20 protein-coding genes and 1 pseudogene are annotated in these 23,166 nt (G+C 67.5%); 7 read left to right on the top strand and 14 right to left on the bottom strand.

Features of this window, described 5'->3' with window-relative positions; genetic code table 11:
• Positions 1-69: 69 nt before the first annotated feature.
• From G6N27_RS09790 to fdxA, 4 genes and pseudogenes are all read right to left on the bottom strand, one after another.
• Positions 70-1,998, bottom strand: a pseudogene (locus G6N27_RS09790) (APC family permease); the annotation flags it as partial.
• Positions 1,999-2,162: 164 nt separating this feature from the next.
• A complete protein-coding gene (locus G6N27_RS09795) occupies positions 2,163-3,953 on the bottom strand; it encodes an acyl-CoA dehydrogenase family protein (RefSeq protein WP_163776159.1) in 1,791 nt (596 codons plus the stop codon).
• Positions 3,954-3,962: 9 nt separating this feature from the next.
• Complete coding sequence (gene dapC / locus G6N27_RS09800) at positions 3,963-5,051, bottom strand: succinyldiaminopimelate transaminase (protein WP_163781591.1); 1,089 nt, start codon at positions 5,049-5,051, stop codon at positions 3,963-3,965.
• Positions 5,052-5,074: 23 nt separating this feature from the next.
• Positions 5,075-5,401: a ferredoxin gene (gene fdxA, locus G6N27_RS09805; protein ID WP_163776160.1), complete on the bottom strand. Its 327-nt coding sequence runs from the start codon at positions 5,399-5,401 to the stop codon at positions 5,075-5,077.
• 193 nt (positions 5,402-5,594) lie between these two features.
• Here fdxA and G6N27_RS09810 point away from each other — a divergent pair, with 193 nt between their 5' ends.
• Together G6N27_RS09810 and G6N27_RS09815 are read left to right on the top strand one after the other, a co-directional pair.
• Positions 5,595-6,164, top strand: coding sequence for a PadR family transcriptional regulator (locus G6N27_RS09810; protein WP_163776161.1), 570 nt, complete (start codon positions 5,595-5,597; stop codon positions 6,162-6,164).
• A complete protein-coding gene (locus G6N27_RS09815) occupies positions 6,161-8,179 on the top strand; it encodes an NADPH-dependent 2,4-dienoyl-CoA reductase (RefSeq protein WP_163776162.1) in 2,019 nt (672 codons plus the stop codon). The genes G6N27_RS09810 and G6N27_RS09815 overlap by 4 nt, the downstream gene beginning before the upstream one ends.
• On the opposite strand, the gene G6N27_RS09820 is transcribed toward G6N27_RS09815, so the two are convergent.
• The 3 genes from G6N27_RS09820 to mshB all read right to left on the bottom strand — a co-directional run bounded on the left by G6N27_RS09820 (position 8,180) and on the right by mshB (position 12,378).
• On the bottom strand, positions 8,180-10,783 hold the full coding sequence (locus tag G6N27_RS09820; RefSeq protein WP_276044572.1) for a bifunctional FO biosynthesis protein CofGH: 2,604 nt from the start codon (positions 10,781-10,783) through the stop codon (positions 8,180-8,182). It lies immediately after the preceding gene.
• A gap of 130 nt (positions 10,784-10,913) precedes the next feature.
• A complete protein-coding gene (locus tag G6N27_RS09825; RefSeq protein ID WP_372512966.1) occupies positions 10,914-11,375 on the bottom strand; it encodes a hypothetical protein in 462 nt (153 codons plus the stop codon).
• Positions 11,376-11,469: 94 nt separating this feature from the next.
• Positions 11,470-12,378 carry an N-acetyl-1-D-myo-inositol-2-amino-2-deoxy-alpha-D-glucopyranoside deacetylase gene (gene mshB / locus G6N27_RS09830; RefSeq protein ID WP_163776163.1) on the bottom strand — a complete coding sequence of 303 codons (909 nt, stop codon included), beginning with the start codon at positions 12,376-12,378 and terminating at the stop codon, positions 11,470-11,472.
• Between the two features lie 122 nt (positions 12,379-12,500).
• Between mshB and G6N27_RS09835 the strand changes: the two genes are divergently transcribed.
• Entirely contained in the window at positions 12,501-13,097 is a 597-nt protein-coding gene (locus G6N27_RS09835) for a TetR/AcrR family transcriptional regulator (RefSeq protein WP_163776164.1), read from the top strand.
• 319 nt (positions 13,098-13,416) lie between these two features.
• On the opposite strand, the gene G6N27_RS09840 is transcribed toward G6N27_RS09835, so the two are convergent.
• The 3 genes from G6N27_RS09840 to G6N27_RS09850 all read right to left on the bottom strand — a co-directional run bounded on the left by G6N27_RS09840 (position 13,417) and on the right by G6N27_RS09850 (position 17,735).
• Entirely contained in the window at positions 13,417-15,261 is a 1,845-nt protein-coding gene (locus tag G6N27_RS09840; protein ID WP_163781596.1) for an ABC transporter family substrate-binding protein, read from the bottom strand.
• Between the two features lie 137 nt (positions 15,262-15,398).
• Positions 15,399-17,288 carry a translational GTPase TypA gene (typA, locus tag G6N27_RS09845; RefSeq protein ID WP_163776165.1) on the bottom strand — a complete coding sequence of 630 codons (1,890 nt, stop codon included), beginning with the start codon at positions 17,286-17,288 and terminating at the stop codon, positions 15,399-15,401.
• 63 nt (positions 17,289-17,351) lie between these two features.
• A complete protein-coding gene (locus G6N27_RS09850) occupies positions 17,352-17,735 on the bottom strand; it encodes a (deoxy)nucleoside triphosphate pyrophosphohydrolase (protein WP_163776166.1) in 384 nt (127 codons plus the stop codon).
• Positions 17,736-17,868: 133 nt separating this feature from the next.
• On the opposite strand from G6N27_RS09850, the gene G6N27_RS09855 reads away from it, so the two are divergent.
• Both G6N27_RS09855 and G6N27_RS09860 read left to right on the top strand, forming a co-directional pair.
• On the top strand, positions 17,869-18,444 hold the full coding sequence (locus tag G6N27_RS09855) for a DUF4352 domain-containing protein (protein ID WP_163776167.1): 576 nt from the start codon (positions 17,869-17,871) through the stop codon (positions 18,442-18,444).
• A complete protein-coding gene (locus G6N27_RS09860) occupies positions 18,432-18,716 on the top strand; it encodes a 4a-hydroxytetrahydrobiopterin dehydratase (RefSeq protein WP_163776168.1) in 285 nt (94 codons plus the stop codon). The genes G6N27_RS09855 and G6N27_RS09860 overlap by 13 nt, the downstream gene beginning before the upstream one ends.
• Here the strand turns inward: G6N27_RS09860 and G6N27_RS09865 are convergent.
• A complete protein-coding gene (locus G6N27_RS09865; RefSeq protein ID WP_163781598.1) occupies positions 18,703-19,929 on the bottom strand; it encodes a mannosyltransferase in 1,227 nt (408 codons plus the stop codon). The two genes, G6N27_RS09860 and G6N27_RS09865, sit on opposite strands and share 14 nt — an antisense overlap.
• Before the next feature lie 169 nt (positions 19,930-20,098).
• On the opposite strand from G6N27_RS09865, the gene G6N27_RS09870 reads away from it, so the two are divergent.
• Positions 20,099-20,839, top strand: a complete 741-nt coding sequence (locus tag G6N27_RS09870) for a hypothetical protein (protein ID WP_163776169.1) — start codon at positions 20,099-20,101, stop codon at positions 20,837-20,839.
• A gap of 67 nt (positions 20,840-20,906) precedes the next feature.
• Positions 20,907-21,881, top strand: a complete 975-nt coding sequence (locus tag G6N27_RS09875; protein WP_163776170.1) for an Rv1157c family protein — start codon at positions 20,907-20,909, stop codon at positions 21,879-21,881.
• A gap of 66 nt (positions 21,882-21,947) precedes the next feature.
• On the opposite strand, the gene G6N27_RS09880 is transcribed toward G6N27_RS09875, so the two are convergent.
• Genes G6N27_RS09880 through G6N27_RS09890 form a run of 3 tightly spaced genes read right to left on the bottom strand, consistent with a single transcriptional unit; the run spans position 21,948 to position 23,086 of the window.
• Positions 21,948-22,094 carry a DUF1059 domain-containing protein gene (locus G6N27_RS09880; RefSeq protein ID WP_163776171.1) on the bottom strand — a complete coding sequence of 49 codons (147 nt, stop codon included), beginning with the start codon at positions 22,092-22,094 and terminating at the stop codon, positions 21,948-21,950.
• Entirely contained in the window at positions 22,091-22,681 is a 591-nt protein-coding gene (locus tag G6N27_RS09885; protein WP_163776172.1) for an HhH-GPD-type base excision DNA repair protein, read from the bottom strand. Before G6N27_RS09885 ends, G6N27_RS09880 begins: the two co-directional genes overlap by 4 nt.
• A 9-nt stretch (positions 22,682-22,690) precedes the next feature.
• Positions 22,691-23,086, bottom strand: a complete 396-nt coding sequence (locus G6N27_RS09890) for a hypothetical protein (protein ID WP_163776173.1) — start codon at positions 23,084-23,086, stop codon at positions 22,691-22,693.
• Positions 23,087-23,166 lie beyond the last annotated feature (80 nt).

Raw genomic sequence — 23,166 nt, forward strand, 5'->3', positions numbered from 1 at the left:
CAGCCGGGGCAACCCTATCCGATGGTCAGCGCGACTCGCAGGAGTCGGTGAACCGCTGCCGGCCGCGGTCGCGCGCGCGATGCGGGTGGCGATGTCGTAGGCGACAATCTGCGCACTCGCACCCGGGATTCGACTGACCACCCGCGCGATCCTATCCGCGGTGCGATCATGCAGCAGCCTGCCAAGTAGCTGTGAATACTCGCGGCGTGGCAACAGCACCGTCACCTTGGTGTCGGGCTGCTCGGCCATCATCTGCTGGACCAGATCCTGCGCGGCCCGGCTGAGGTTGCGGTCGAGGCAATCGAGTACCCGCAATTCGGTGACGTGACCGTAGTACTGCCATTGTTCCCGCAGTCGGGCGGCGTGGGCCGAGTCGAGCACGAAGTGCACCGCGGTCAGCTCGTCGGCGTCCAATCCCTTGGCGTAGCGGATCGCCTCGACCTCGGCCAGGTCGACCGAGTCGATGAACACCAGCACGTGGTGATGGGCGTGCTTCACCAACTCCAGTGGTTCGGCAAGCGACATCTCCAGCACTGACGCCTCGGCGCGGTACTGCTTGTTGAGCCTCATCAAGAAGAAGACCAGGATCGGGAAGACCACCACGACCAGCCACGCGCCTTCGGTGAACTTGGCGATCGCGAAGATCCCCACCACGATCGTCGACAAGATGCCCGCTGACAGGTTGATCGCGAGCTTGTGACGCCAACCGGGCTCGCGATGGTTCAGCCAGTGCTTGGTCATGCCGTAGCCGGCCATCGAGAAACCGGTGAACACGCCGATCGCGTAGAACGGCACCAGAGCGTTCAGCGAGCCGCCCGTCCCGATGAGCAGCGCCACCGCCAGGACGGTCAGCACGATGATGCCGTTGGAGAACACCAGCCGATGACCGCGTTTCATCAGCGGGCGCGGCAGGAAGCTGTCCTCGGCGACAAAGCTCACCAGCGCCGGGAAGCCGTTGAAGCTGGTGTTACCGCCGGTGTAGAGGATCAACGCGGTCGACGCCTGGACGCAGAAGTACAGCACCTTGCCGATCGCGCCGTCGCCGAACACCGCCCGAGCGATCTCGGAGAGCATCGACGGGTATCCGCTCTCGTACGGGAAAGCATGGGTGACGTGGGCGAGCCAGGCCACACCGGAGAGCAGGAAGGCGAGGATGCAGGCCATGATCGTCAGCACTTTGCGCGCATTGGTGCTCTCCGGCGGGCGGAACGCGTTGACCGTGTTCGAGATCGCCTCGACACCGGTCAGCGACGAGCCGCCGTTGGCGAAGGCGCGCAGCACGATCAGCAGGGTGGCTCCCATGATCAGGCCGCTGCCGTGTTGCACCGCCACCGCGCCATCGGTGTGCGCCGGGTCGTACAGCGGTAGACCGCCGACAAACTCCCGAATGATTCCGACAACGATTGTCAGCGACACCATGCCGACAAAGAAATACGTCGGCATGGCAAACGGGGCTCCAGCCTCACGCAATCCGCGCAAATTCGCGTAGCACATGATGAGCACGATCCCCACGGTCATTTCCAGGCTGTAGGGCCCCAGGACGGGTATTGCCGACACCACCGCCACGGTCCCGGCCGCGCACTGCACGGCGACTGTGACGACGTAGTCGATCAGCAGCGACGCCGCGGCGATCTGCGCGATCTTGGGTCCGAAGTTCTCCCGGGCGACGACGTATGAGCCACCGGCTCGGGTGTAGGCCATCACCACCTGGCGATACGACGCAGCCACCAAGACCAGAATGACCAGAATGACGCCGGTGATCGGCAGCAGCAACGCGAACGCGGCCAGGCCGGCAGCCGGCAGCAACTCGATCATGATCTGCTCGGATCCGTACGCGGTCGAGGAGATCGCATCTGGTGAGAGCACGCCTAGCGCGATCGGGTTGGACAACCGCTCGTGCTGGAGTTGATCGTTGATCATCGGCTGTCCGAGGAAGATCCTCTTACATCGGTCGGAGAACGAGGGCGAAATGCGCTCCTCGCCGGCCAGCTGTGACATACCAAATTCCTTACGCAATTCTGCAAATTTCGGACAAACCCATATCGGGACCCGGACAGAGCCTACGGTCGCACAACCCGTCGTGCGCGCCAGAACGCGTGTCCACAGCCGCCTCGAAAGGTTCTTTACGCAATCTTGATGCATTCCGACTGCCGCGGCATCTTTTACGGTCGCGGTGCGTCAGCGCCGGTCAACGCCCCCTCGGCCAGGTCGTTGAACCGCTCGATACCCTCGTCGGATTCCTCGTCGATGCCGCGCAGCGGCCCACGCTCGGCGAGGCAGCGACGCGCGAACAGCCGGGCCACCAGTGCCTTGCGGTCCGTTCGGCCGGCAGCCTGCTCCCACGCCGCCTGCTCGGTCAGCAACGCGCCCGCGTAGACGTCGCCCATGAATTGGGACAGCGGGAACAGCCGCGCCTCCGCCACCTCGGAAGGCAGCTTCGTCCAGGCAGTGATCGCCGCCTCGAGATCCTCGATGCGGCGACGCACCAGCCGGGTCGTGTCGTCGTCGTCGGACACCGAGACGGCGTCGTGCAACCGTTCCAGCAGCGGCTGGTGGGCCTGCATCCGCTCGATACCGCGCCGCACGTCGAGACAGAGGATATTGTCGGCACCCTCCCAGATCGTGTTGACCTGTGCATCCCGCAAAAGCTTTGCCACCGGCCAGGTTTCGATGTAGCCGTTGCCGCCGTGGATCTCGATCGCGTCGGAGGCCATGGTGATGCCCAGCCGGGCGACCTTCAGCTTGGTGACCGGCACCGCGATCCGCTGCCGGACCGCTCTGGGCTGCCGGTGATTGGCGATACCGACGCCGTCGAACACCAGCGCCTGGGCGGCTTCGACGTCGACGATCATCTCGGCGAGCTTGCTGCGCATCAGCGGTTTGTCCAGCAACCGGTCGCCGAACGCCCGCCGTTGCCGGGCGTAACACAGCGATTCGACCAGGGCGCGGCGCGCGTTGCCGAGGGCGAACAAGGCGATGCCCAGCCGGGCGGCGTTGGTCAGCTCCATCATCCGGCCCAGGCCCCTGCCGTCGGCGGGCTGCTCGCCGCTGCTCGGCTCACCGGACAGCAGAAATGCTTCCGCATCGACGAGTTCGATCTCGCCGGAGGCCACCGAGCGGGTGCCGAGCTTGTCCTTGAGCCGGCGGATGCGGACGCCGTTGCGGGTGCCGTCGCGGCGGGTCCGCAGCACCAGGAAGGTCGCCACACCACGACTGGAGTCCTCGGCGCCCTCGGGTTTGGCCAGCACGACGAACACCTGGCCGTCGCAGTTGGACGCGAACCACTTGAAGCCGTTGAGCAACCAGGAGTCGCCGTGCCGGGTCGCGGTTGTCTCCAAGGCGCCTAAGTCGGAGCCGCCGGCCCGTTCGGTCAGCAACTGCGCGGTCTCGCCCTCCCACTCGCCGGTGGCGAATTTGCTCAAGACGTGCTCGCGCACATCGGCCGGGGCGTAGGCGGCGACCAGAGACTTGACCATGCCGCCACCGGTTCCCAGCGCACAGCCCAGGCCGATGTCAGCCTGATTGAGCAGGTAGTTGGCCGCGAACAACGGCATCGACGACCGGAAACCGGCCTGCCGCGCGTCGTCCTTGAGGGCCTGCTGAGCGTCCAGCACCGCCCGCTTGGATTCGATGAACGACGACGGCTGGACCACCTGGCTGACGTCGTGGCCCCAGCGGTCGTAGCGCTCAAGCCGGGCCGGGGCTCGGTCGGTCTGCTCGGCCCACCGCGCCACCGGGCCGCCCATCAATGCGCCGATCCTGTCCAGATGCGGTTCGACGACGGCCAATTCGTCGGGCTGCAGGTAGTAGGCCATGGTGGCCCGCAGCGTGGGATCGGTGCGATACCAGTTGAGGCCGACGGCTCCCGCGTAGTCCGCGGTGCGGTATCGCTGCGCCTTCTCCTCGGTGCTGAACGGCAGCCTGTCGACGGCCTCGACGCTGTAGTCGTTCATCGCACACCCTCAGTCCGTGAGACGGTCGACGGCGGCGGCGATCCGCTCGTCGGTGGCGGTCAGCGCCACCCGGACATGCCGGGCCCCGCGCGGACCGTAGAACTCGCCGGGCGCCGCGAGGATCCCGCGCTGCGCAAGCCAGCCGACGGTGTCCCGGCACGGCTCGCCGCGCGTCACCCATAAATAAAGCCCGGCCTCGGAATGGTCGACGGTGAAGCCGGCCGACTGGAACGCCGGCAGTAAGACGCCTCTGCGACGGCGGTAGCGCTCACGCTGCTCGCGCTCATGGGCGTCGTCGTCCAGCGCGGCGACGATGGCCGCCTGCACGGGCCTGGGCACCATCATCCCGGCGTGTTTGCGCACCGCGAGCAGCTCGCCGACCACGGCTTCGTCGCCGGCGACGAAGCCGGCGCGGTAACCGGCCAGCGACGAGCTCTTGGACAGCGAGTGCACCGCGAGCAGACCGGTGTGGTCGCCGTCGCACACCGACGGATGCAGCACCGACACCGGCTCGGCGTCCCAGTGCAGGCCGAGATAGCACTCGTCGGAGGCCACCAGCACGCCGCGGTCGCGGGCCCAGCCGACCAGCTTGCGCAGATGGTCGACGCCGAGCACCTGCCCGGTCGGGTTACTCGGCGAGTTGACGAACACCAGCGCCGGCGTCTGCGGGCCGAGCTGGGTGAGCGAGTCGGCGTAGAGCACCTGCGCTCCGGCCAGCCGCGCGCCGACGTCATAGGTCGGATAGGCCAGCTCGGGAACGACGACCAAATCGTCTGCGCCCAGGCCCAGCAGGGTGGGCAGCCAGGCGATCAGCTCCTTGGTGCCGATCACCGGCAGCACGGCCGACTCGGTCAGTCCGGTGATGCCGTAGCGGCGCTCGAGTGCGGCCACCACCGACTGGCGTAGCTCCGGGGTGCCCGCGGTGGTGGGATACCCGGGTTCGGCGCCGGCCGAGGCCAGTGCGTCGCGGATCAGCGGTGCGACCGGGTCGACGGGCGTGCCGACGGAGAGGTCGACGATGCCGTCCGGGTGCGACCTGGCCAGCGCTGTGGCATCGGCCAGGGTGTCCCACGGAAACTCCGGCAGCAGAGCCGACAGGCGCCGGCGGTTGGCCAGGCGGCTCAGTCGCCCTCACCCTGCGGCGGGAGATCCTTGACCGACTGCGGGTCGTTCTCGGTCAAGCCGACTTTCGCTGCGCCACCGGGAGATCCGAGTTCGGCGAAGAAGTCGGCGTTGATCTGCGTGTACTGGCTCCACTGTTCGGGGACGTCGTCCTCGTAGTAGATCGCCTCGACCGGGCAGACCGGCTCGCAGGCGCCGCAGTCGACGCATTCGTCGGGATGGATGAACAGCATCCGAGCGCCCTCGTAGATGCAGTCGACCGGGCATTCCTCGATACATGCCTTGTCCTTGATGTCGACGCAGGGTTCGGCGATCGTGTACGTCACAGACGTCTCCTCCACGGTCTCCAGGTGGCTGTTTGGCTGAGCCGGTCAGATGGTTGAGGCAACTTCCCGGCGGCGCGATGTCTTGGTTACTGATACTAGACGTTGCATATACAAAGCAAGCACCTGGCTGCTATGCGCGTCGGTGCACTGCAACTGGTTGCATAGCGGGGACGGGAGTTCTTATGCTGCGCCGGTGGCGCTTCCCCACGCGATCCTGGTGTCGCTGTGCGAACAGTCCGGCTCGGGCTACGAGCTGGCGCGCCGGTTCGATCGCTCGATCGGATATTTCTGGAGCGCGACCCACCAGCAGATCTACCGCACGCTGCGCACGATGGAGGACGACCGATGGGTGACGGCCGAGGTGGTGGTTCAGCGCGGACGGCCGGACAAGAAGGTCTACGACGTCACCGACGCCGGCCGGGCCGAGTTGGCCCGCTGGATCGCGGCGCCGCTCGGCGACGGCGGGACCGGCCGCGGCGGGGCGCTCAGCGACACCCGCACCCGCGAGATCGCGGTCAAGCTGCGCGGCGCCGAGTACGGCGATACCGCCGCGCTGCGCACCCAGATAGCCGCCCTGCGCCGCGAGCGCGCCCAATTGCTGGACACCTACCGGGGATTCGAGAAGACACAGTTCCCCGATCCGGCTGCGATCGACGGCAGCGCGCTGCATCAGTATCTGGTGTTGCGCGGCGGAATCCGCGCCGAGGAAAGCACTATCGACTGGCTCGACGAAGTGACCACAGCATTGCGGGAGCGCCGATGAACTACCCAAACCTGTTGTCCCCGTTGGATCTCGGATTCACCACGCTGCGCAACCGGGTGGTGATGGGATCGATGCACACCGGTCTGGAAGACCGCGCCCGCCATATCGACCGGCTCGCCGAGTATTTCGCCGAACGCGCGCACGGCGGCGTCGGCCTGATCATCACCGGCGGCTACGCGCCCAACCGGACCGGCTGGCTGCTGCCGTTCGCTTCGGAGCTGACCTCGTCCACGCAGGCGCGCAGGCATCGCCGCGTCACCGGCGCGGTGCACGACGCCGGCGGCAAGATTGCGCTGCAGGTCCTGCACGCGGGTCGGTATGCCTACCATCCGCTTTCGGTCAGCGCGTCGTCGATCAAGGCGCCGATCAACCCATTTCGCCCGCGGCGGCTCTCGTCGGCCGGCGTGCGCAGCACCATCGACGACTTCGCGCGGTGCACGCTGCTGGCCCGCGAGGCGGGCTATGACGGTGTCGAAATCATGGGCAGCGAAGGGTATCTGCTCAATCAGTTCCTCGCCGAGCGAACCAACAAGCGCAACGACGATTGGGGCGGCACCGCCGAGAAGCGCCGCCGCTTCCCGGTGGAGATCGTGCGCCGCGCCCGTGCGGCCGCCGGCCCCGACTTCATCATCTGCTACCGCATGTCGATGGCCGACTATGTTGAAGGCGGGCAGAGCTGGGACGAAATCATTGCGCTGGCAACCGAAGTCGAGGCCGCCGGCGCAACCATGATCAACTCCGGCTTCGGCTGGCACGAGGCGCGGGTGCCGACGATCGTCACCTCCGTGCCGGGCAGCGCCTTCGTCGACATCAGCCATGCCGTCGCCGGACACGTCAACATCCCGGTGGTGGCGTCGAACCGGATCAACATGCCACAGGCCGCCGAGCAGATCCTGGCCGACACCGGAGTCCAGCTGGTGTCGATGGCGCGGCCGCTGCTGGCCGACCCGGAGTGGGTGCTCAAGGCACAGACCGCCCGTGCCGACGAGATCAACACCTGCATCGCCTGCAACCAGGCCTGCCTGGACCACGCGTTCGTGAAGAAGACGGTGTCCTGTCTGCTGAATCCGCGGGCCGGTCACGAAACCGAACTGGTGTTGGCGCCGACGCGGCACACGCGCTCGATCGCGGTCGTCGGCGCAGGTCCGGCGGGGCTGGCCACCGCGGTCAACGCCGCCGCGCGCGGCCACCAGGTGACGCTGTTCGAGGCCAACGACGTCATCGGTGGCCAGTTCGACATGGCTCGGCGGATACCGGGCAAAGAGGAATTCAACGAAACCATCCGGTATTTCACGACGATGCTGGCCACCAACGGCGTCGAGGTGCGGCTGAACACGCGGGTGTCGGCCGCCGCACTGGCCGACTACGACCACGTGGTGCTGGCCACCGGAGTGGCACCGCGAATCCCGGCCATCGCCGGGATCGACCATCCGATGGTGTTGACCTACGCCGAGGCCATCACCGGCGCCAAGCCGATAGGCGCGAGCGTCGCCGTGATCGGAGCCGGCGGAATCGGTTTCGACGTCAGCGAATTCCTGGTCACCGACAACTCGCCGACGCTCAACCTCAAAGAGTGGAAGGCCGAATGGGGGGTGGCCGACCCGTGGGACGCCCCGGGCGCGTTGACCACCCCGATCCCGGCGGCCCCGGCGCGCGAGGTGTACCTCCTGCAGCGCACCGACGGCGCACAGGGACGCAAGCTCGGCAAGACCAGTGGATGGGTGCATCGGGCGTCGCTGAAAGCCAAAGGCGTGCAACAACTGTCGGGCGTCAATTATGAGCGGATCGCCGACGACGGGTTGCACATCAGCTTCGGCCCGAAGCGCGAGCGCCCGCGGCTGCTCGAGGTGGACAACGTCGTCGTCTGCGCCGGTCAAGAACCGGTGCGCGAGCTGGAAGAAGACCTGCGGCGCATCGGAATCGACCCGCACATCATCGGTGGTGCCGCGTTCGCCGCCGAGTTGGACGCCAAGCGCGCGATCAAGCAGGGCACCGAGCTGGCGGCCCGGCTGTAGCTACGCGGCCAGCGGCGTGTAGTCGGTGGTGCGCTGACGTGCCGGACGGCCGATGCCCTCGGCGATCGCGGTCAGCTCGGCGACTGTTTTCGCCGATCCGAATTCGGAGCCGGCCATCCGCGAGATGGTCTCCTCCATCAACGTGCCGCCCAGGTCGTTGGCGCCGCCATTGAGCATCGCCTGAGTGCGCTCGGTGCCGAGCTTTACCCAGCTGGTCTGGATGTGAGAGATGCGACCGTGCAACATAATTCGCGCAAGCGCGTGCACAGCACGGTTGTCGCGGTGGGTCGGCCCCGGTCGCGCCGCGCCGGCGAGGTACAGCGGCGAATTTTGATGCACGAACGGCAGCGGGACGAACTCGGTGAAACCGCCGGTGCGGTCCTGGATTCCGCGCAACACGTTGAGGTGGCCGATCCAGTGCCGCGGGTCGTCGACGTGGCCGTACATCATCGTCGAGGACGACCGCAGGCCGACCTCGTGCGCCGTCGTCACGATCTCGACCCACATCGAGGTGGGCAGCTTGCCCTTGGTGAGCACCCAGCGGACCTCGTCGTCGAGAATCTCGGCGGCGGTGCCCGGGATGGTGTCCAAACCGGCTTCCCGCAAGCTGGTCAGCCATTCGCGAATGCTCAAGCCGCTCTTGGTCACTCCGTTGGCGACCTCCATCGGCGAGAAGGCGTGCACGTGCATCGACGGCACCCGCGCCTTGACCGCACGGACCAGGTCGGCGTAGCCGGTGACCGGCAACTCAGGGTCGATGCCGCCCTGCATGCACACTTCGGTCGCGCCGGCGACGTGCGCCTCCCACGCACGCTGGGCGACCTCGTCCGCCGACAGCGAGTAGGCGTCGGCGTCGTCCTTGCGCTGCGCGAACGCGCAGAACCGGCAACCCGTGTAGCAGATGTTGGTGAAGTTGATGTTGCGGTTCACCACAAACGTCACGTCATCGCCGACCACGTCACGACGCAGCGAATCAGCCAGTGCGGCAACCGCATCCATCGCAGGACCGTCGGCGGTGGCCAGCGCCAGGTACTCCGCGTCGGTGCAGCTCGCCGGATCCCGTTCGGCCGAGCGCAGCGCGGCGAGCACGTCGGTGGCTAGACGTTCGGGCGCACTAGCGCCCTGGGCGACCAGATCGTGCACCTGAGCACGGATGGAGTCCCAGTCGCCGAATGCGCTCTCCAGATCGCTGCGTGCCTCGGTGTGACGACCTTCGGTGTCGATCGCCTCGTGCAGGTCGACCCGGCCCGACGACGCTGTGATGTCGTCGGGCTCCTGCCACGGCATACCGACCGGCTTCACGTCGCGGGCCCAGCCGGTGGTCGGGTCGGCGAGCGCAACGACATGGCCGCGCACCCGCGGGTCGATCCACGCCGCCCCCGCCTGCACGTACTTCGGCTGCGCGGTCAGCCGCTCCACCAAGTCGTAGCCCGCCTGCGCGGTGACCTCGGCGAGGTCGTCGAGCGCGGGCCACGGCCGCTCGGGGTTGACGTGGTCGGGGGTGAGCGGCGAGACACCACCCCAGTCGTCGACACCCGCGGCGATCAGCGCCAGGCACTCGTCGGCCGACACCAGGTTCGGTGGTGCCTGGATGCGCATGGCCGGGCCGAGAACCAGCCGCGCCACCGCGATCGTGGCCAGGAATTCGTCGATACCGGCGTCGGGCGTCGCGGCCATCGCGGTGTGTTGCTTGGCTCGGAAGTTCTGCACGATGACTTCCTGGACGTGGCCGAACTCCTTGTGCGACTTGCGAATTGCATGCAGCGTCTCAGCCCGCTCGGTGAGCGTCTCGCCGATGCCGACCAGCAGACCGGTGGTGAACGGAATCGACAGCCGGCCGGCGTCGGTCAACGTCCGCAGCCGAACGTCCGGGTCTTTGTCCGGGCTGCCGTAGTGAGCCAGCCCCTTCGTCTCGAAGAGCCGACGGGACGTGGTCTCCAGCATCATTCCCATCGACGGCGCCACCGGCTTGAGCCGTGACAGCTCCGACCAACTCATGACGCCCGGATTCAGATGCGGCAGCAGGCCGGTGTCCTCGAGCACCCGGATCGCCATCGCGCGCAGATACGACAGCGTGGAGTCATAGCCCCGCTCGTCCAGCCACTCGCGAGCCTCCGGCCAGCGGTCTTCGGGTCGGTCGCCGAGGGTGAACAGCGCTTCCTTGCAACCGAGTTCGGCACCGCGGCGGGCGATGTCGAGGATCTCGTCGGATTCCAGGTACATACCGGCGCCCTGTGCGCGAAGCTTGCCGGGCACGGTGACGAAAGTGCAGTAGCGGCAGTTGTCCCGGCACAGATGCGTCACCGGGATGAACACCTTGCGCGAGTAGCTGACCGGCAACCGACCGGCGGCGCCCAGGCGTCCCGCCGACTCCAGGCCGGCGTCGCGCACCCGGGCCGCACTGCGGCACAGGTCGGCCAGATCTTCACCGCGGGCCGTCATCGCGACCGCCGCCTCATCGATGTTCAGCACCACCCCGTCGCGCGCGCGCCGCAACACCCGGCGCATCGCGGACCCGCTGGGTCGAGTCGGTACCGACGGGCTGGGCAGCAAGGTCGGTTCTTCCCCCTGAGTCAATGGCACGTTGGTGTAACTTCCGGCCATCCGAATTTCATCCGCACGTCCTCACTATTTGCCGACCCCGACACGTGCCATGAGCGACAACAGTAGCCTCCGGCGTCCGAAAGCGGGTCCCTGCCCTGGTGACATTGAAATGCCTGGTCGGGTCACGGTGTCAGCGTGCCGCGCGGTGCCGTAGCAGCACCCAGAATGGCGGCCCGGCGCCCAGCACGAGCAGCAGCAACGGGCTGTACGCCATCAATCCGCGGCCGCCGAAGATGATGTCGTGGCCCGGCCCGCCGAGGCACATTGCGGCGACGGTCGCCAGCCAGGTCCACAGCGGCAGTGCGGCGAACCGCACCGAGGTGGTCCACAGCTGCGTCGCCCACACCAGGGCCGCATTGACCAGTCCGCTGATCAGCGCGCTGATTGGAAATGGGATCGCACCGATGTAGGAGGGCAACAGCAGAGCGCCGCCGATTGCCGACAAGACACCGTCGACCGCCAACAACGTCAGCACAACGACGCGGAAGGCGGGGGCCGTCACGCCGGTCTCGTCGATCTGGCTGACGCGCGGCTTGGTGGTGGTCAGTTCGGAACGCTGTCCAGCTGCGAAGCGATGGACATGATCACCCACTGGAAGCTGTCCAGTCGGTCCTGCCAGTGCTGCTGGTTCTGGTCCAGATCCGGGTCCATCGGACTCCTTCCGTGGCTGCCTGGTCGCAAGAAGCCTACCGTGCGGTCGGCCCGTCTAGATCGAGTCCGGCGAGCAGATCGGTCTCCCAGCCACGCTCGTCGCGATCGCCCGCCACGCCGGCGGTCAGAATGTAGTGCTCCTGCGCCACGACGGGCAGGGCCAGATTGTTCGACAACGCCAGCGCCCGCCCGGTGGGGCCGAGGGTCAACTGGGTGGCGTGCGCGGACAAGGCGTTCACCTTGGCCGGTAGGGACCGGTGGTCGTCGATCACGGCGTCGATCTCGTCGTCCGGGAAGCCCAGCTCGCCGAAGTCGCCGTCGGATGGCGGGACGATCCATTCCGGCCGCAGGTCACCGGGATCGAGTGCCTCCCAGCCCGCTTCGAATGCGCTTCGCGCGATGACCGTCCAGTAGAACTTCGGCACCTGCCACGGCTCGCCCGGATAGTCATCAGTCGAGCCGGCCGCGGCTACCGCGGCGGTGGTGACGACGTGGGTCTGGATGTGGTCGGGATGCCCGTATCCGCCATTGGGGTCGTAGGTCACCACGACGTGCGGGCGCAGCGTGCGGATGATGTCGACGAGCGCGCCGACGGCCTCTGCTGTATCAGCGTCGACGAACCGCTGCCTGGTGCGTGGCTCGCTGCCGACCATGCCCGAGTCGCGCCAACGGCCCGGGCCGCCAAGGTAAGTCGGGCCGTCGACGCCCAGCGCGCGCAGCGCCGCGGTGAGTTCGCCGATGCGGTAGCCGCCGAGTTGGTCGGCGTGGTCGACAGCAAGCTGAGCCCACTGGTCGCCGATCACCTCACCCTCTTCGCCGAGCGTGCAGGTGACAACCTGCACCTGCGCACCGCGCGCGACGTAATGCGCGATGGTGACGCCGTTCGTGATGGTCTCGTCGTCGGGGTGGGCATGCACGAACAGCAGCCGCGGTGTCTCCTGCATGGTCGCACCATACCGCCGAGGCAAAGGATTTCCCGGCGCTAAACGCCTGAGCTGCAGCAATAGTCGACGATGCGGCAAAGCCTTGTACTGCCGAAAGAAACGCCAGCGGCTACTATCGTCGGATGGCACAGGAGACGGTCTCGGTTCGCACCCGTCGCCGGGGCAAAGAGCTCGTGGACGCACTTTACGACGCGACGTTGGCCGAGTTGGCCGCGGTCGGCTACGGCGCGCTGACCATGGAGGGCATCGCCGCCCGCGCCCGCACCGGCAAGGCCGCCCTGTATCGCCGGTGGTCCTGCAAGCACGATCTGGTGCACGCCACCCTGCAGTACGCGCTGCCGCCGCTGCCCGAACCGCGCGCGGACCGGACGGCACGGGAAAACCTGCTGGCCATCTTGGCCACCCACAGCGACGTCGTCGCCGGCAAGACCGATTTTCCCGGCCTGGGGACGATCAACCAGCTGCTGCACGAGCCGGAGTTGCGGGCGATCTTCGCCGACGCCGTCGTGGGGCCCCGACTGCGGATCGTCGAGGCGCTGTTGCAGGCCGCCGCGGCCAGTGGCGAGATCGACGAAGCCACCCTGACGCCGTACACCGCGCGGGTCGGCACGGCGCTGATCAACCAGCAGGTCCTGTTGACCGGCGCGCCGCCGACCAAACGACAGCTCGCCCAGATCGTCGACACCGTGCTGACCAAGTCCCGGTCTGACTGGGCTTGATTCCAAGCCGCACAACGGCTTTCGTGCCCTGAGCGGCGAGCGACCGAACCGGAAAAAGCCAAAGGCGGGCCGCCCCCTGGTCGGTCCGCCTTTGGCGAATGGGTCGACGAAGACACCGTCGATGAGACGGTCGATCTTCGATCGGGAGATTGTGCGAAGAATCCGCCCGCGTCAACGCGAGCAAGATCGTGAATGGTTTATGGGCGCTTCCGGCACTCTATTGAACCGGTAAATTGGACGATATCTGAGAAAAGCCTTAACGCAGCGAGATTGACGACTTCTGCCCAACGGATACCGAATCGTTACCGACGCGAATCGCCTACTGTCCGGTCTTCACCCACTGTCCGGCGTCGCCGACGATGCCGATCGGCACCGCGCCGGAAAGACTGACGTTCCGCACACTCGGGCCGGCGCCGACGATCGTGGTGTCCTGCAGGATCGGCAGCACCGTGGACATGTCCCACAACCGTGGCTCCACCGCATTGACCACGTCGTTGATGTCTCTTCTGCCGGTGAGGGCGGCGTCGATGTCGGCCTGGACGCTGTGGTCGCAGATACCGGTCAGGTTCGACGGCGCCTGCACCAACGCGCCGGGCTCCTGCGCACGGGCCGGCGCCGAGGTGGGCGTCGTCGACGTGGTGCCCGGGACCGGCTTGGCCGGCAGCGCCGGATCGGGTGAGGCAGAGGGGGCCGCGGCGGTGGACACCGCGGTCGCCTCGAGCGCCGGGCAGCTGTAGCGAGAGGCCAGCAGCGTCGCGAGATTCCCGCCCGCCTCGCGCCAACCCACCAGAGCGTCGACCCGGTTGTTCACCAGCGCATCGCGGAATAACGCCACCGGATCCAGCGCCAGCACCGTCGCGGCGACGCCGACGTTGCGCAACTGGTCGGCGGCGGTGTTGGCCACCGCCAGGGAGGTCGGGTCGTTGGCCGCGACGCCAAGGCTCAGCGACAGCTGCTTGCCGTCCTTGCTGACCCGGCCGCGGGTGCTCTCGCCCTCGGTGTCGGTGTCGATCTGGTAGCCCGCCGATTCCAGCAGGCCCAGCGCCGCCGTACGGGTCAGCGCCGGCGGCGCGGTCGGCACGTAGCCGGGATCGCTGGGTGAGCGGATCTGCGCCTGATCCAAGCTGACGGTGTTGTCGCTGCCGGCGCCCACGGCGGCAAGCAGGTCCACGTCGAGCAGTCCGAGAAGGGCCTTGCGCACCTGCACGTCGGCCAGCTTGGGCTCGTTGGCACGCAGCGTGAGCTGCATGACCCGGGGCGTCATGATGCGGGCGGTACGCACGTCGGGAATCGCCGACAACTGCGCGAAAGCCGCTGAGCCGCCATGCACTTGGGCCACCTGGGTGTCGCCGTTGCGGACCGAGTCGGCCAGCGCCGCCGGCGCCCCGGCCCGGCGGAACAGGATCAGATCCGGCTTGGCCGGCGGCCCCCAGTAGCGGTCGTTGCGGGCCAACAGGATCTCGTCACGCTGCGGGTCGATGGACTCCACGCGGAACTGTCCGCCGGTGACAGGCAACGCGCGCGCCAGCCCGGCCGGGAAGCCGCCCGGCACATCCTTGACGATGTGCGCCGGAAGGATGTTGCTGAACAGCTCGCGCCACGCCGGGTAGGGCTGCGAGAACGTGACAACGGCCTGCTTGCCGCCGTCAATCGACTGCACCCCGGTGATCCGGTCGTAGCCGGCCGGGTCGACGACGCCGGGCTGGCCGACCATCTGCCGCCACAGGTACCAGAAGTCGTCGGCGGCGATCGGTGCGTTGTCAGTCCACTGCGCTTCCGGGCGGATCTTGTAGGTCACCGTGAACGGGCTTTCGTTGGTCACCTCGGCCGACGTCAGCAGCGTGGGGTCCATTTCCCAGCGCGAGCCGGTCGGTGTGCCCGCATCGGCCACCGGGCGAAATGCGCTGGGCAGCACCAGCGCGCTGATCGCGGCGTTGACCGCGGACAGGTCGGACAGCAGGTGCGGGTTGAACCCGGCGCCGATCGAGTCGATGCCCATGATGATCTGCGTCTTGCGCTGCGGCGGCGGAACGGTGCTACGCGAGGTCTCGGTGCTCTGCGGGGCGGGCGGCGGGTTGACGCTGCAGCCGCCGAACGCGAGCAGCGAAACCAGCAGGCCGGCGGTCGCGCAGACGCGGCGAGCTGGTTTCGGCACGCCCCACAGGGTATCGGGGCCGGTAACCCCGTCGACGGTCAACGCGGCCGTCGGCCGGTGTCCCCGTCGACGGCCAACGCGGCCGTCAGCCGTACTGCTCCGGGCTGACTCCTCACCGCGGCTCGTACCTCGCCGCTTGATCGTCGTCAGCCGCGGGCCTTGGCACGCGCCTTCGCCCGCGCACGCAGGGTCGCGGTGAGCTCGACCTTGCGCACGCGGACCACCTCGGGCGTCACCTCGACACATTCGTCTTCGGCGCAGAACTCCATGGCCTGCTCGAGGCCGAGCTCCAATGGCCGGGCCAACGTCTCCATCACGTCGGCCGTCGACGACCGCATGTTGGTGAGCTTTTTCTCGCGGGTCACGTTGACGTCGAGGTCCTCGGCGCGCGGGTTGATGCCGACCACCTGGCCCTCGTAGGTGTCTTCGCCGGGTTCGACAAAGAACTGGCCGCGGTCGGCGAGCTGAATCATCGCGAACGGGGTGATCGAGCCGCTGCGGTCGGAGACCAGCGAGCCGGTGTGCCGCGCTTTGATCTCACCCGCCCACGGCCGGTAGCCGTCGAACACGGCGTTGGCGATGCCGGTGCCGCGGGTCAGCGTCAAAAAGTCGGTGCGGAAGCCGATCAGGCCGCGGCTCGGCACGATGAAGTCCATCCGCACCCACCCGGCGGCGTGGTTGGCCATCTCCTCCATGCGTCCCTTGCGGGCAGCCATCAACTGCGTGATCGCGCCGACGAACTCGTCGGGACAATCGATCGTCATCGCCTCGAAGGGCTCGTGCAGCTTGCCGTCGATGGTCTGGGTGACCACCTGCGGCTTGCCCACGGTCAGCTCGAAGCCCTCGCGACGCATCTGTTCGACGAGCACGGCCAGCGCCAGCTCACCTCGGCCCTGGACCTCCCAGGCGTCGGGGCGGTCGATGTCGACCACCTTGATGGACACGTTGCCGACGAGCTCAGAATCCAACCGCGACTTCACCATTCGCGCGGTCAGCTTATGCCCGGACACCTTGCCTGCCAGCGGCGAGGTGTTGGTGCCGATGGTCACCGAGATGGCGGGCTCGTCGACGGTGATCCGGGGCAGCGCGTGCGCGTGCTCGACGTCGGCCAGCGTGTCGCCGATCATGATCTCGGGGATGCCCGCCACGGCGACGATGTCGCCGGCGATGGCCTCGTCGGTCGGTGTGCGCTCGACGCCCTCGGTGACCAGTAGTTCGGTGATCTTGGCGTTGGTGATGACCGGATGGCCGTCCACTTCCCGCATCCAGGCCACCTGCTGGCCCTTCTTGATGCGGCCTTTGTAGATCCGGATCAGGGCCAGCCGGCCGAGGAACGCCGACGCGTCGAGGTTGGTCACCAGCGCCTGCAGCGGTGCCTCGGGGTCGCCCTGCGGCGGCGGGATGTGTTCGAGCAGGACGTCGAACAGCGGGTCCAGGTTGTCGCCGTCGGGGTTCTCGCCGTTGGCCGGTGCGGTCGTGCTGGCGATGCCCGCGCGGCCCGACGCGTACAACGTGGGCAGGTCGAGTGCCTTCTCAGCCGCCGTCTGGGCCTCCTCGTCGAGGTCGGAGGCGACGTCGAGCAGCAGGTCGTGGCTCTCCTCGACGACCTCGGCGATGCGGGCGTCGGGCCGGTCGGTCTTGTTGACGACGAGGATCACCGGGAGGTGCGCGGTCAGCGCCTTGCGCAGCACGAAACGGGTCTGCGGCAACGGCCCCTCCGACGCGTCGACCAGCAACAGCACGCCGTCGACCATGGACAGGCCGCGCTCCACCTCGCCGCCGAAGTCGGCGTGGCCCGGTGTATCGATGACGTTGATCACGGTCATCGAGCCGTCCGGGTGCTGGCGGTGCACGGCGGTGTTCTTGGCCAGGATCGTGATGCCCTTTTCCTTTTCCAGGTCACCCGAGTCCATCAACCGCTCGATCGCATCATCGCCGCGATGGGTCAATGCGCCGGACTGCCGCAACATCGCGTCCACCAGGGTCGTCTTGCCGTGATCGACGTGAGCGACGATGGCGACGTTTCGGAAATCCACGCCGGTGATTGTTTCAGTGCAGGTCGTGTATCGCGAAACTGAACAGCTGCGACGTGCGCCCCGTCACAGCAGGCGACGTAAATCCGCCAGGAAGCCGCGGTCGGCCGGCACCCAGTCGATCTCATACAGTTCTGCGGCGGAAACCCAACGCAGTGCGGCGTGATCATGCGGTTGCGGCTCGCCGCCGATCAGGGTCGCCGTGTAGGCCCGAAGCGTCATGGTCGGGTTGAGCTCGACGTCCTCACCCAGACGTCGGCCCACGATGACCTGGATGCCCAGCTCCTCGGCTAGTTCGCGGGCCAGGGCCTCGGGCTCGGTCTCACCCGGTGCGACCTTGCCACCCGGCAGCTCCCAGCGGCCGGCCAATTCCGGGGGGCGGGTGCGTTGCGCGATCAGCACTGTCGACCCGGCGACGATCGCTCCGGCGACAACGATCTGGTTGACCATCGCGACTGACGGTACGCGTTGGGCGCGTACCGTCAGTCGCGATGGTCGCTTCGGCGAACCGCCAGGCGAACGAAAAATGAACTGAACCGGAAGCTGACGCTGCAGCAGCACAAACCCAAATACTGTTAGCCGCATGTTCTTTGGCCGCAGGGCAAGGTCCGCCGCATTACTCGCGGTTCTCGTCGCATTGTTCCTTGCATCGTGCAGCTTGTTTCACAATTCCTCCGCACCACCGGCTGGGGTGGGGCAAGAAGTCGTCGACGGAAACTTCGCCTTCATCGTCAACCAAGTCGGTACGTCCCGCACTTTCGACGACACCCGTGCCGGCGGTGTCTTTGTAATCGTGTCGATGGCGGTCAGGAATGTCGGCACCGAGGCGCGGGCTTTCGAGATGACCGCGCAGAAGCTGAAGGAAAGCGATGGCCGTGGGCATTCGGCAAGCTTTATGGCGCCGGTGGTCAACAACATCGACCCAGGACTCCAGGTGAGCTTCAAGCTCGCGTTCGACTTGCCGCGAGGTGGGCGCCGCACCCAGCTCGTGCTGCACGAGTCGCCATCCTCACCCGGGGCACCCGTCAGTCTGGTCGTGCCACCAAGTGGTCCTGCCACCGGTTCCGGCTCGCCGACGCGGCTCAATAGGGACTGGCCGCGCTTCGCCGGGAAGACACTGTTGGGCGTAGCGGTAGGCTCGGATGCATGGCTGTGTTAACGGATGACCAAGTAGACGCCGCACTGCCTGAGCTCAACGGGTGGGAACGCCAAGAGGGTGCCCTGCGCCGATCGGTGAAGTTTCCGGAGTTTCTGGCCGGCATCGAGGCGGTGCGCCGGGTGGCTGAGCGGGCCGAAGAACAAGACCATCATCCCGACATCGACATTCGTTGGCGGACAGTGACTTTCGCGCTGGTGACACACTCCGAAGGCGGCATCACCGACAAGGACGTCGCGATGGCGCACGACATCGACGCGATTATCGCGGAGTAGCCTCGCGCTTCCGGCTCGCCGCGATCCAGGCCAGGGTGGCCAACGTCGCCACGATGTAGACCAGCCCACCCCAGGCCTGATACCACGGTCTGCCGTTCTGCCAGATGGTCGGCTGGGCGAAGCTCAGCAGCCACGGCACGCCGATGACGTTGAGCACCAACCACATCCAGCCGAGGATGCGCGAACCGAGACGGTCGGACCGCGGCCCGTGCAGCAACCAGATCATCAACGGCACCAGCCACACCCAGTGGTGGGTCCACGAGATCGGCGAGAGCAGCAGCCCGAACAGTTCGACGATCAGCAGCGGGCCCAGCTGTTCGGTCCCACTGCGACGCAAGGCGCGCCAAGCGAGCACGGAAAGTATTGCGGTGACGGCGATCCCGATCAGCACCGCTGGGCTGTAGCCGGCGTCATGGCCGGCGATCCGGCAGATCGCGCCTCGCCAGGACTGGTTGAAGATCGTGCAGATCGGCCCGACCCGGTCGGTCTTGAAGATCAACTCGGTGAAGTAGTAACGGGTTTGGTCGCCGACGACCAACGCCGACACCGCGATCGTGGCAAAGAAAACGACCGCCGAGAACGCCGCCGCCGCCCACCGGCGGGCGCCGACGAAATACAGCCCTGCGATCGCCGGCGTGAGCTTCATCCCGGCCGCCGTCCCGACCAGCAGGCCCGACAACCACCACCGGGTGGTGAAAACCGCCCACAGCACGGCGAGCGCGAGCAGCACATTGATCTGGCCGTAGTCGAAGGTGCTGCGCAGCGGTTCAAGCCAGATCGCGACCCCGGTCCACAGCATCGCCAGCCGGTGACCTTCGCCGGCAGCCACGCCGAGCAGACGCTGACTGATCCGCACCACGCCGTAGAGCGCGGCCATCGTGCCGACCGTCCAGCAGAACGCGACCACGCCGAACGGCAACAGGTGCAGCGGGTAAAAGACCACCGCAGCGAACGGTGGATAGGTGAAAGGCAGTGGGAAATCCGGCGTCTGGTCGGCGTAGACGTAGCGGTAGAGACTTCCCGGGTGGTCGATCATGGCGGCCCCGCCGACGTACACGTGCAGGTCGACGAAGTTGGCGCCGTTGGGCGCGAGGTATGTCCAGGCCAGCCGTGCGGCGACGCTCACGACCAATAGCACCGGCCCGAGCGTGCTCAGAGAAATCACGCGCCGGCGGTTGGTGGCTGCCGCCGGAGCGGCCGAGGTGGCGTCTATCCGAACGACTCTAACGGGGTCGCCGGTGCCGGCAGGCGCTCCGGCGTTCGGTCACCGCCGCCGCTCAGTTCCATAACGGTCGCATAAATGCCACACGTGTCACTTGAGCCACTCTCGTATCAGGCGAACTATCAGCCCCGACGCCTGTCATCCATAACCAGGGAGAGTCATGTCAAACGTTCGGACTTTGTTACGAGCCACCACAATCGTGGTGGGCTCATCGGCAGCTTTGCTCATCGGCGGCCTGATGGGCACGGCCCACGCCGACCCGGTGCCGGTGCCCACCCCCGATATCGGCCAGCAACTCGTCGGCACCGCGGCCCAGGCGCCGCAGATGCTGCAAAGCGTTGCGGGCGCCCTGGGCGGTCAGCCGGCCACCCCGCCGCCGCTGGCCAGCGCAACGATCAAGATGCCCCAGCAGGCCGCCAGCGCGGTGCCCGGGGCGTCATCGCTCATTCCCGGCGCCACCGCCCCGGCGACGAGTTCCGCACCCACACTTGGGATCCCGGGGTTGACGCAGCCTGCCGCGACCGCGCCGACCACCGGCATCCCGGGATTGACGTCGACCGCTCCGGCCTCCACCTCGCCGCTCACCGGAATTCCCGGCTTCACGCAGCCGGCCGCGGCCGCACCGGCGAGCGGCCCCGCGGGAATGCTGCCCCAGGCACAGCTCAACCTGCCGCAGATCCCGGGCCTGCCGTTCCCGTTGCCGCAGCAGGTGTCGTTGCCCGGCGACCTGACCTCGCTGATCGGCAGCGGATCTCCGCTCGGCAGCGGGCTCGCCTCGGCGGCCGGCCTGCCGGCTGCTGCCGCGCCGGTGGCGTCCCTGCCGGCTCTCGCCGCGCCCGCGGCGGTCGCCCCGGTCACAGCGCCGAGCGCGGCGCTGTTCCCGGTGTCCGCGCTGCCCTGATGAACAACCTGGCCGGCTAGCGCGACCGCGCTAGCCGGCCACCAACACCGACGACCGGGAGAACATCATGTTCATCGCACGGAATCTCATCAGCGCATTCGCCGCCACGGCTATCGCCTCCAGCGCCGCCGTGGCCCTCAGCCCCACCGCCGCCGCCGACCCGGCGCCGCCGGCACCGATCCCCGCTCAGCAGATCCCGGGCCTGCCGGCGTTGACCGAATTGAGCCCGATCATCCAGCAGGCCGCAGGCAACCCGGAGCAGGCGACCCAGCTGCTGATGGCCGCGGCGCAGGCCTTCAGCCATAACCCGACGGCACCCGAGCAGTCGAAAAGCGTTGCCGAGTCGGTGAATCAGTTCGTCGCGTCGCCGCAGGAGGCCACCTCGACGGCGCACGTCGTCCCGCCGGGCGTGGAGCCTGGTGCGCAAGCACACCTGCCGACCGGCATCGACCCGGTACACGCTGCGGGCCCGGCGCCCGCGGCGGCACCGGCTGCGGCTGCCGCTCCCGCTCCCGCGAACGCCGTGCCGGTGGCAGCCACTCCTCCGGCACCCGCCGGACCGGCGCCGGCCGCCGCCCCGGCACCCGCACCCCCGGCGCCGGCTCCGGCCGCGGCTCCGGGTTTCAGCCCGGACGCCCCGCCCACACAGGACTTCATGTATCCGTCGATCAGCAACAACTGCGGGTCCGATGGCGGCAACGTGCTGGCGCCCGTTCTGTCGGTGGCTGGACCCGCCAAGATTCCGGCGCCGGGTCCGGCCGCCGGCCAGACGGCGTACGTGTTCACCGCAATCGGTACATCGGGACCCGCCGACGTGCAGAAGCTGCCGCTCAATGTCACCTGGGTCAACCTGACCACCGGCAAGTCGGGCAGTGCGACGCTCAAGCCGCAGGCGGACATCAACCCGCAGGGACCGACCACGCTGACCGCGACCGTCGACACCGGTTCGGGCAGCATCATGTCGACGGTCTTCGGGCAGGTCACAACCAAGGACAAGCAGTGCCAGTTCATGCCCACCATCGGTTCGACGGTGGTGCCCTGAAGCCCTGAGCCTGGTTGATGCCGCCGGCGCGCACCCATCGTCGTGTGCGCGTCGGCGGATCAGCCGTCAGTAGGCCATGAAGAGAATCGCGTCCCGGTCGTACTCGAGGCCGGGGTGTGCACTGGCCAGGTGAGCCTGAGTCACCTCAACCAATTCGTCTTCGTCCTTGCCGGTAAGCGCCTCACCACACGGGCAATTCAGATGTGTCTTCACGTCGCTGCCTCTCCCTTGGCCTTTTTGGCTGCCTTCATATCTTTTTTGTACGACCGGACCCTGTCGAGCGAACGTGGGTCGGAGATATCGGCGACCGAGATGTGCGAGCCGGCCTTGCCGAATTCGCCTGCCGCGTCCCGCCAACCCTTCGGGGTCACCGCGTACTGCTTGCCGAGCAACGCCAAGAAGATGCGCGCCTTCTGCTCCCCGAATCCCGGCAGGCCCTTGAGTCGTCGCAGCAACTCGGGACCGTCAGGGTCGCCCGCGGTCCAGAGCGCGGATGCATCGCCGTCATAGTCGTCGACGACGATCCGCGCCAGCATCTGGATCCGCTTGGCCATCGAGCCCGGAAACCGGTGTATCGCAGGCTTTTCCGAGCACAACGCGGCGAACTTGTCCGGGTCGTAGTCGGCGATCTCGGCGGCGTCGAGGCTGCCCAGCCGGTCGGCGATGGTCTTCGGTCCCGCGAACGCCCGCTCCAGCGGTATCTGCTGGTCTAAGACCATGCCGACCAGCAACGCGAACGGGTTGTCGGACAGAAGTTGATCCGCTTCGGACTCCTGCGCCAGCCAGAGCTTCACCGCCATGCATGAAGACTAGCCGCCGGGGCACGGCCCCGGAATCCACATGTTCCAACACATGCCCGGCGGCGGTGGCAGCCCGGGCGGCGCAGGGGCCGGAAGGCTCTGCGGTGGCGGAGGATTGGGCCCCTCATAAATGCCCTGACCTTGATTGGCCCGGTCCGGGGCCACGTGATAGTAGGTGTGGCAGACGTTCATATCCCACGTCACCGGGTTATAGACGTGGTTCTGGGTGAGGTGGAACAACGAATCGCCCGGGCACCAATGGTTCGGTCCCCAGCACACCCCGTTGACCATCGCGGTGGGCCGACAATCGTCGTCCGCCCGGGCGACACCGGGACCCAGGCCGACCACAGCCACGCCGCCGGACATCAACATCGTCACCGCCCACGCTGCGGCTCGCTGCTTCATGAGCCGAATGTTCCTCGTTTGCCGTGTCGGGCACATGGGGCAAATTCCCTATTTCCGGCTGTCGGGCGGGTTGGATAGGC

The organism is Mycobacterium cookii, assembly GCF_010727945.1.
Taxonomy (GTDB): domain Bacteria; phylum Actinomycetota; class Actinomycetes; order Mycobacteriales; family Mycobacteriaceae; genus Mycobacterium; species Mycobacterium cookii.

Bases quoted from the DNA above. Each gene is read 5' to 3' on its own strand.
- G6N27_RS09795 (WP_163776159.1), bottom strand. From the start codon at position 3,953: ATGAACGACTACAGCGTCGAGGCCGTCGACAGGCTGCCGTTCAGCACC.
- G6N27_RS09815 (WP_163776162.1), top strand. From the start codon at position 6,161: ATGAACTACCCAAACCTGTTGTCCCCGTTGGATCTCGGATTCACCACG.
- G6N27_RS09820 (WP_276044572.1), bottom strand. From the start codon at position 10,783: ATGGCCGGAAGTTACACCAACGTGCCATTGACTCAGGGGGAAGAACCG.
- mshB (WP_163776163.1), bottom strand. From the start codon at position 12,378: ATGCAGGAGACACCGCGGCTGCTGTTCGTGCATGCCCACCCCGACGAC.
- G6N27_RS09835 (WP_163776164.1), top strand. From the start codon at position 12,501: ATGGCACAGGAGACGGTCTCGGTTCGCACCCGTCGCCGGGGCAAAGAG.
- G6N27_RS09850 (WP_163776166.1), bottom strand. From the start codon at position 17,735: ATGGTCAACCAGATCGTTGTCGCCGGAGCGATCGTCGCCGGGTCGACA.
- G6N27_RS09855 (WP_163776167.1), top strand. From the start codon at position 17,869: ATGTTCTTTGGCCGCAGGGCAAGGTCCGCCGCATTACTCGCGGTTCTC.
- G6N27_RS09860 (WP_163776168.1), top strand. From the start codon at position 18,432: ATGGCTGTGTTAACGGATGACCAAGTAGACGCCGCACTGCCTGAGCTC.
- G6N27_RS09870 (WP_163776169.1), top strand. From the start codon at position 20,099: ATGTCAAACGTTCGGACTTTGTTACGAGCCACCACAATCGTGGTGGGC.
- G6N27_RS09875 (WP_163776170.1), top strand. From the start codon at position 20,907: ATGTTCATCGCACGGAATCTCATCAGCGCATTCGCCGCCACGGCTATC.
- G6N27_RS09885 (WP_163776172.1), bottom strand. From the start codon at position 22,681: ATGGCGGTGAAGCTCTGGCTGGCGCAGGAGTCCGAAGCGGATCAACTT.
- G6N27_RS09890 (WP_163776173.1), bottom strand. From the start codon at position 23,086: ATGAAGCAGCGAGCCGCAGCGTGGGCGGTGACGATGTTGATGTCCGGC.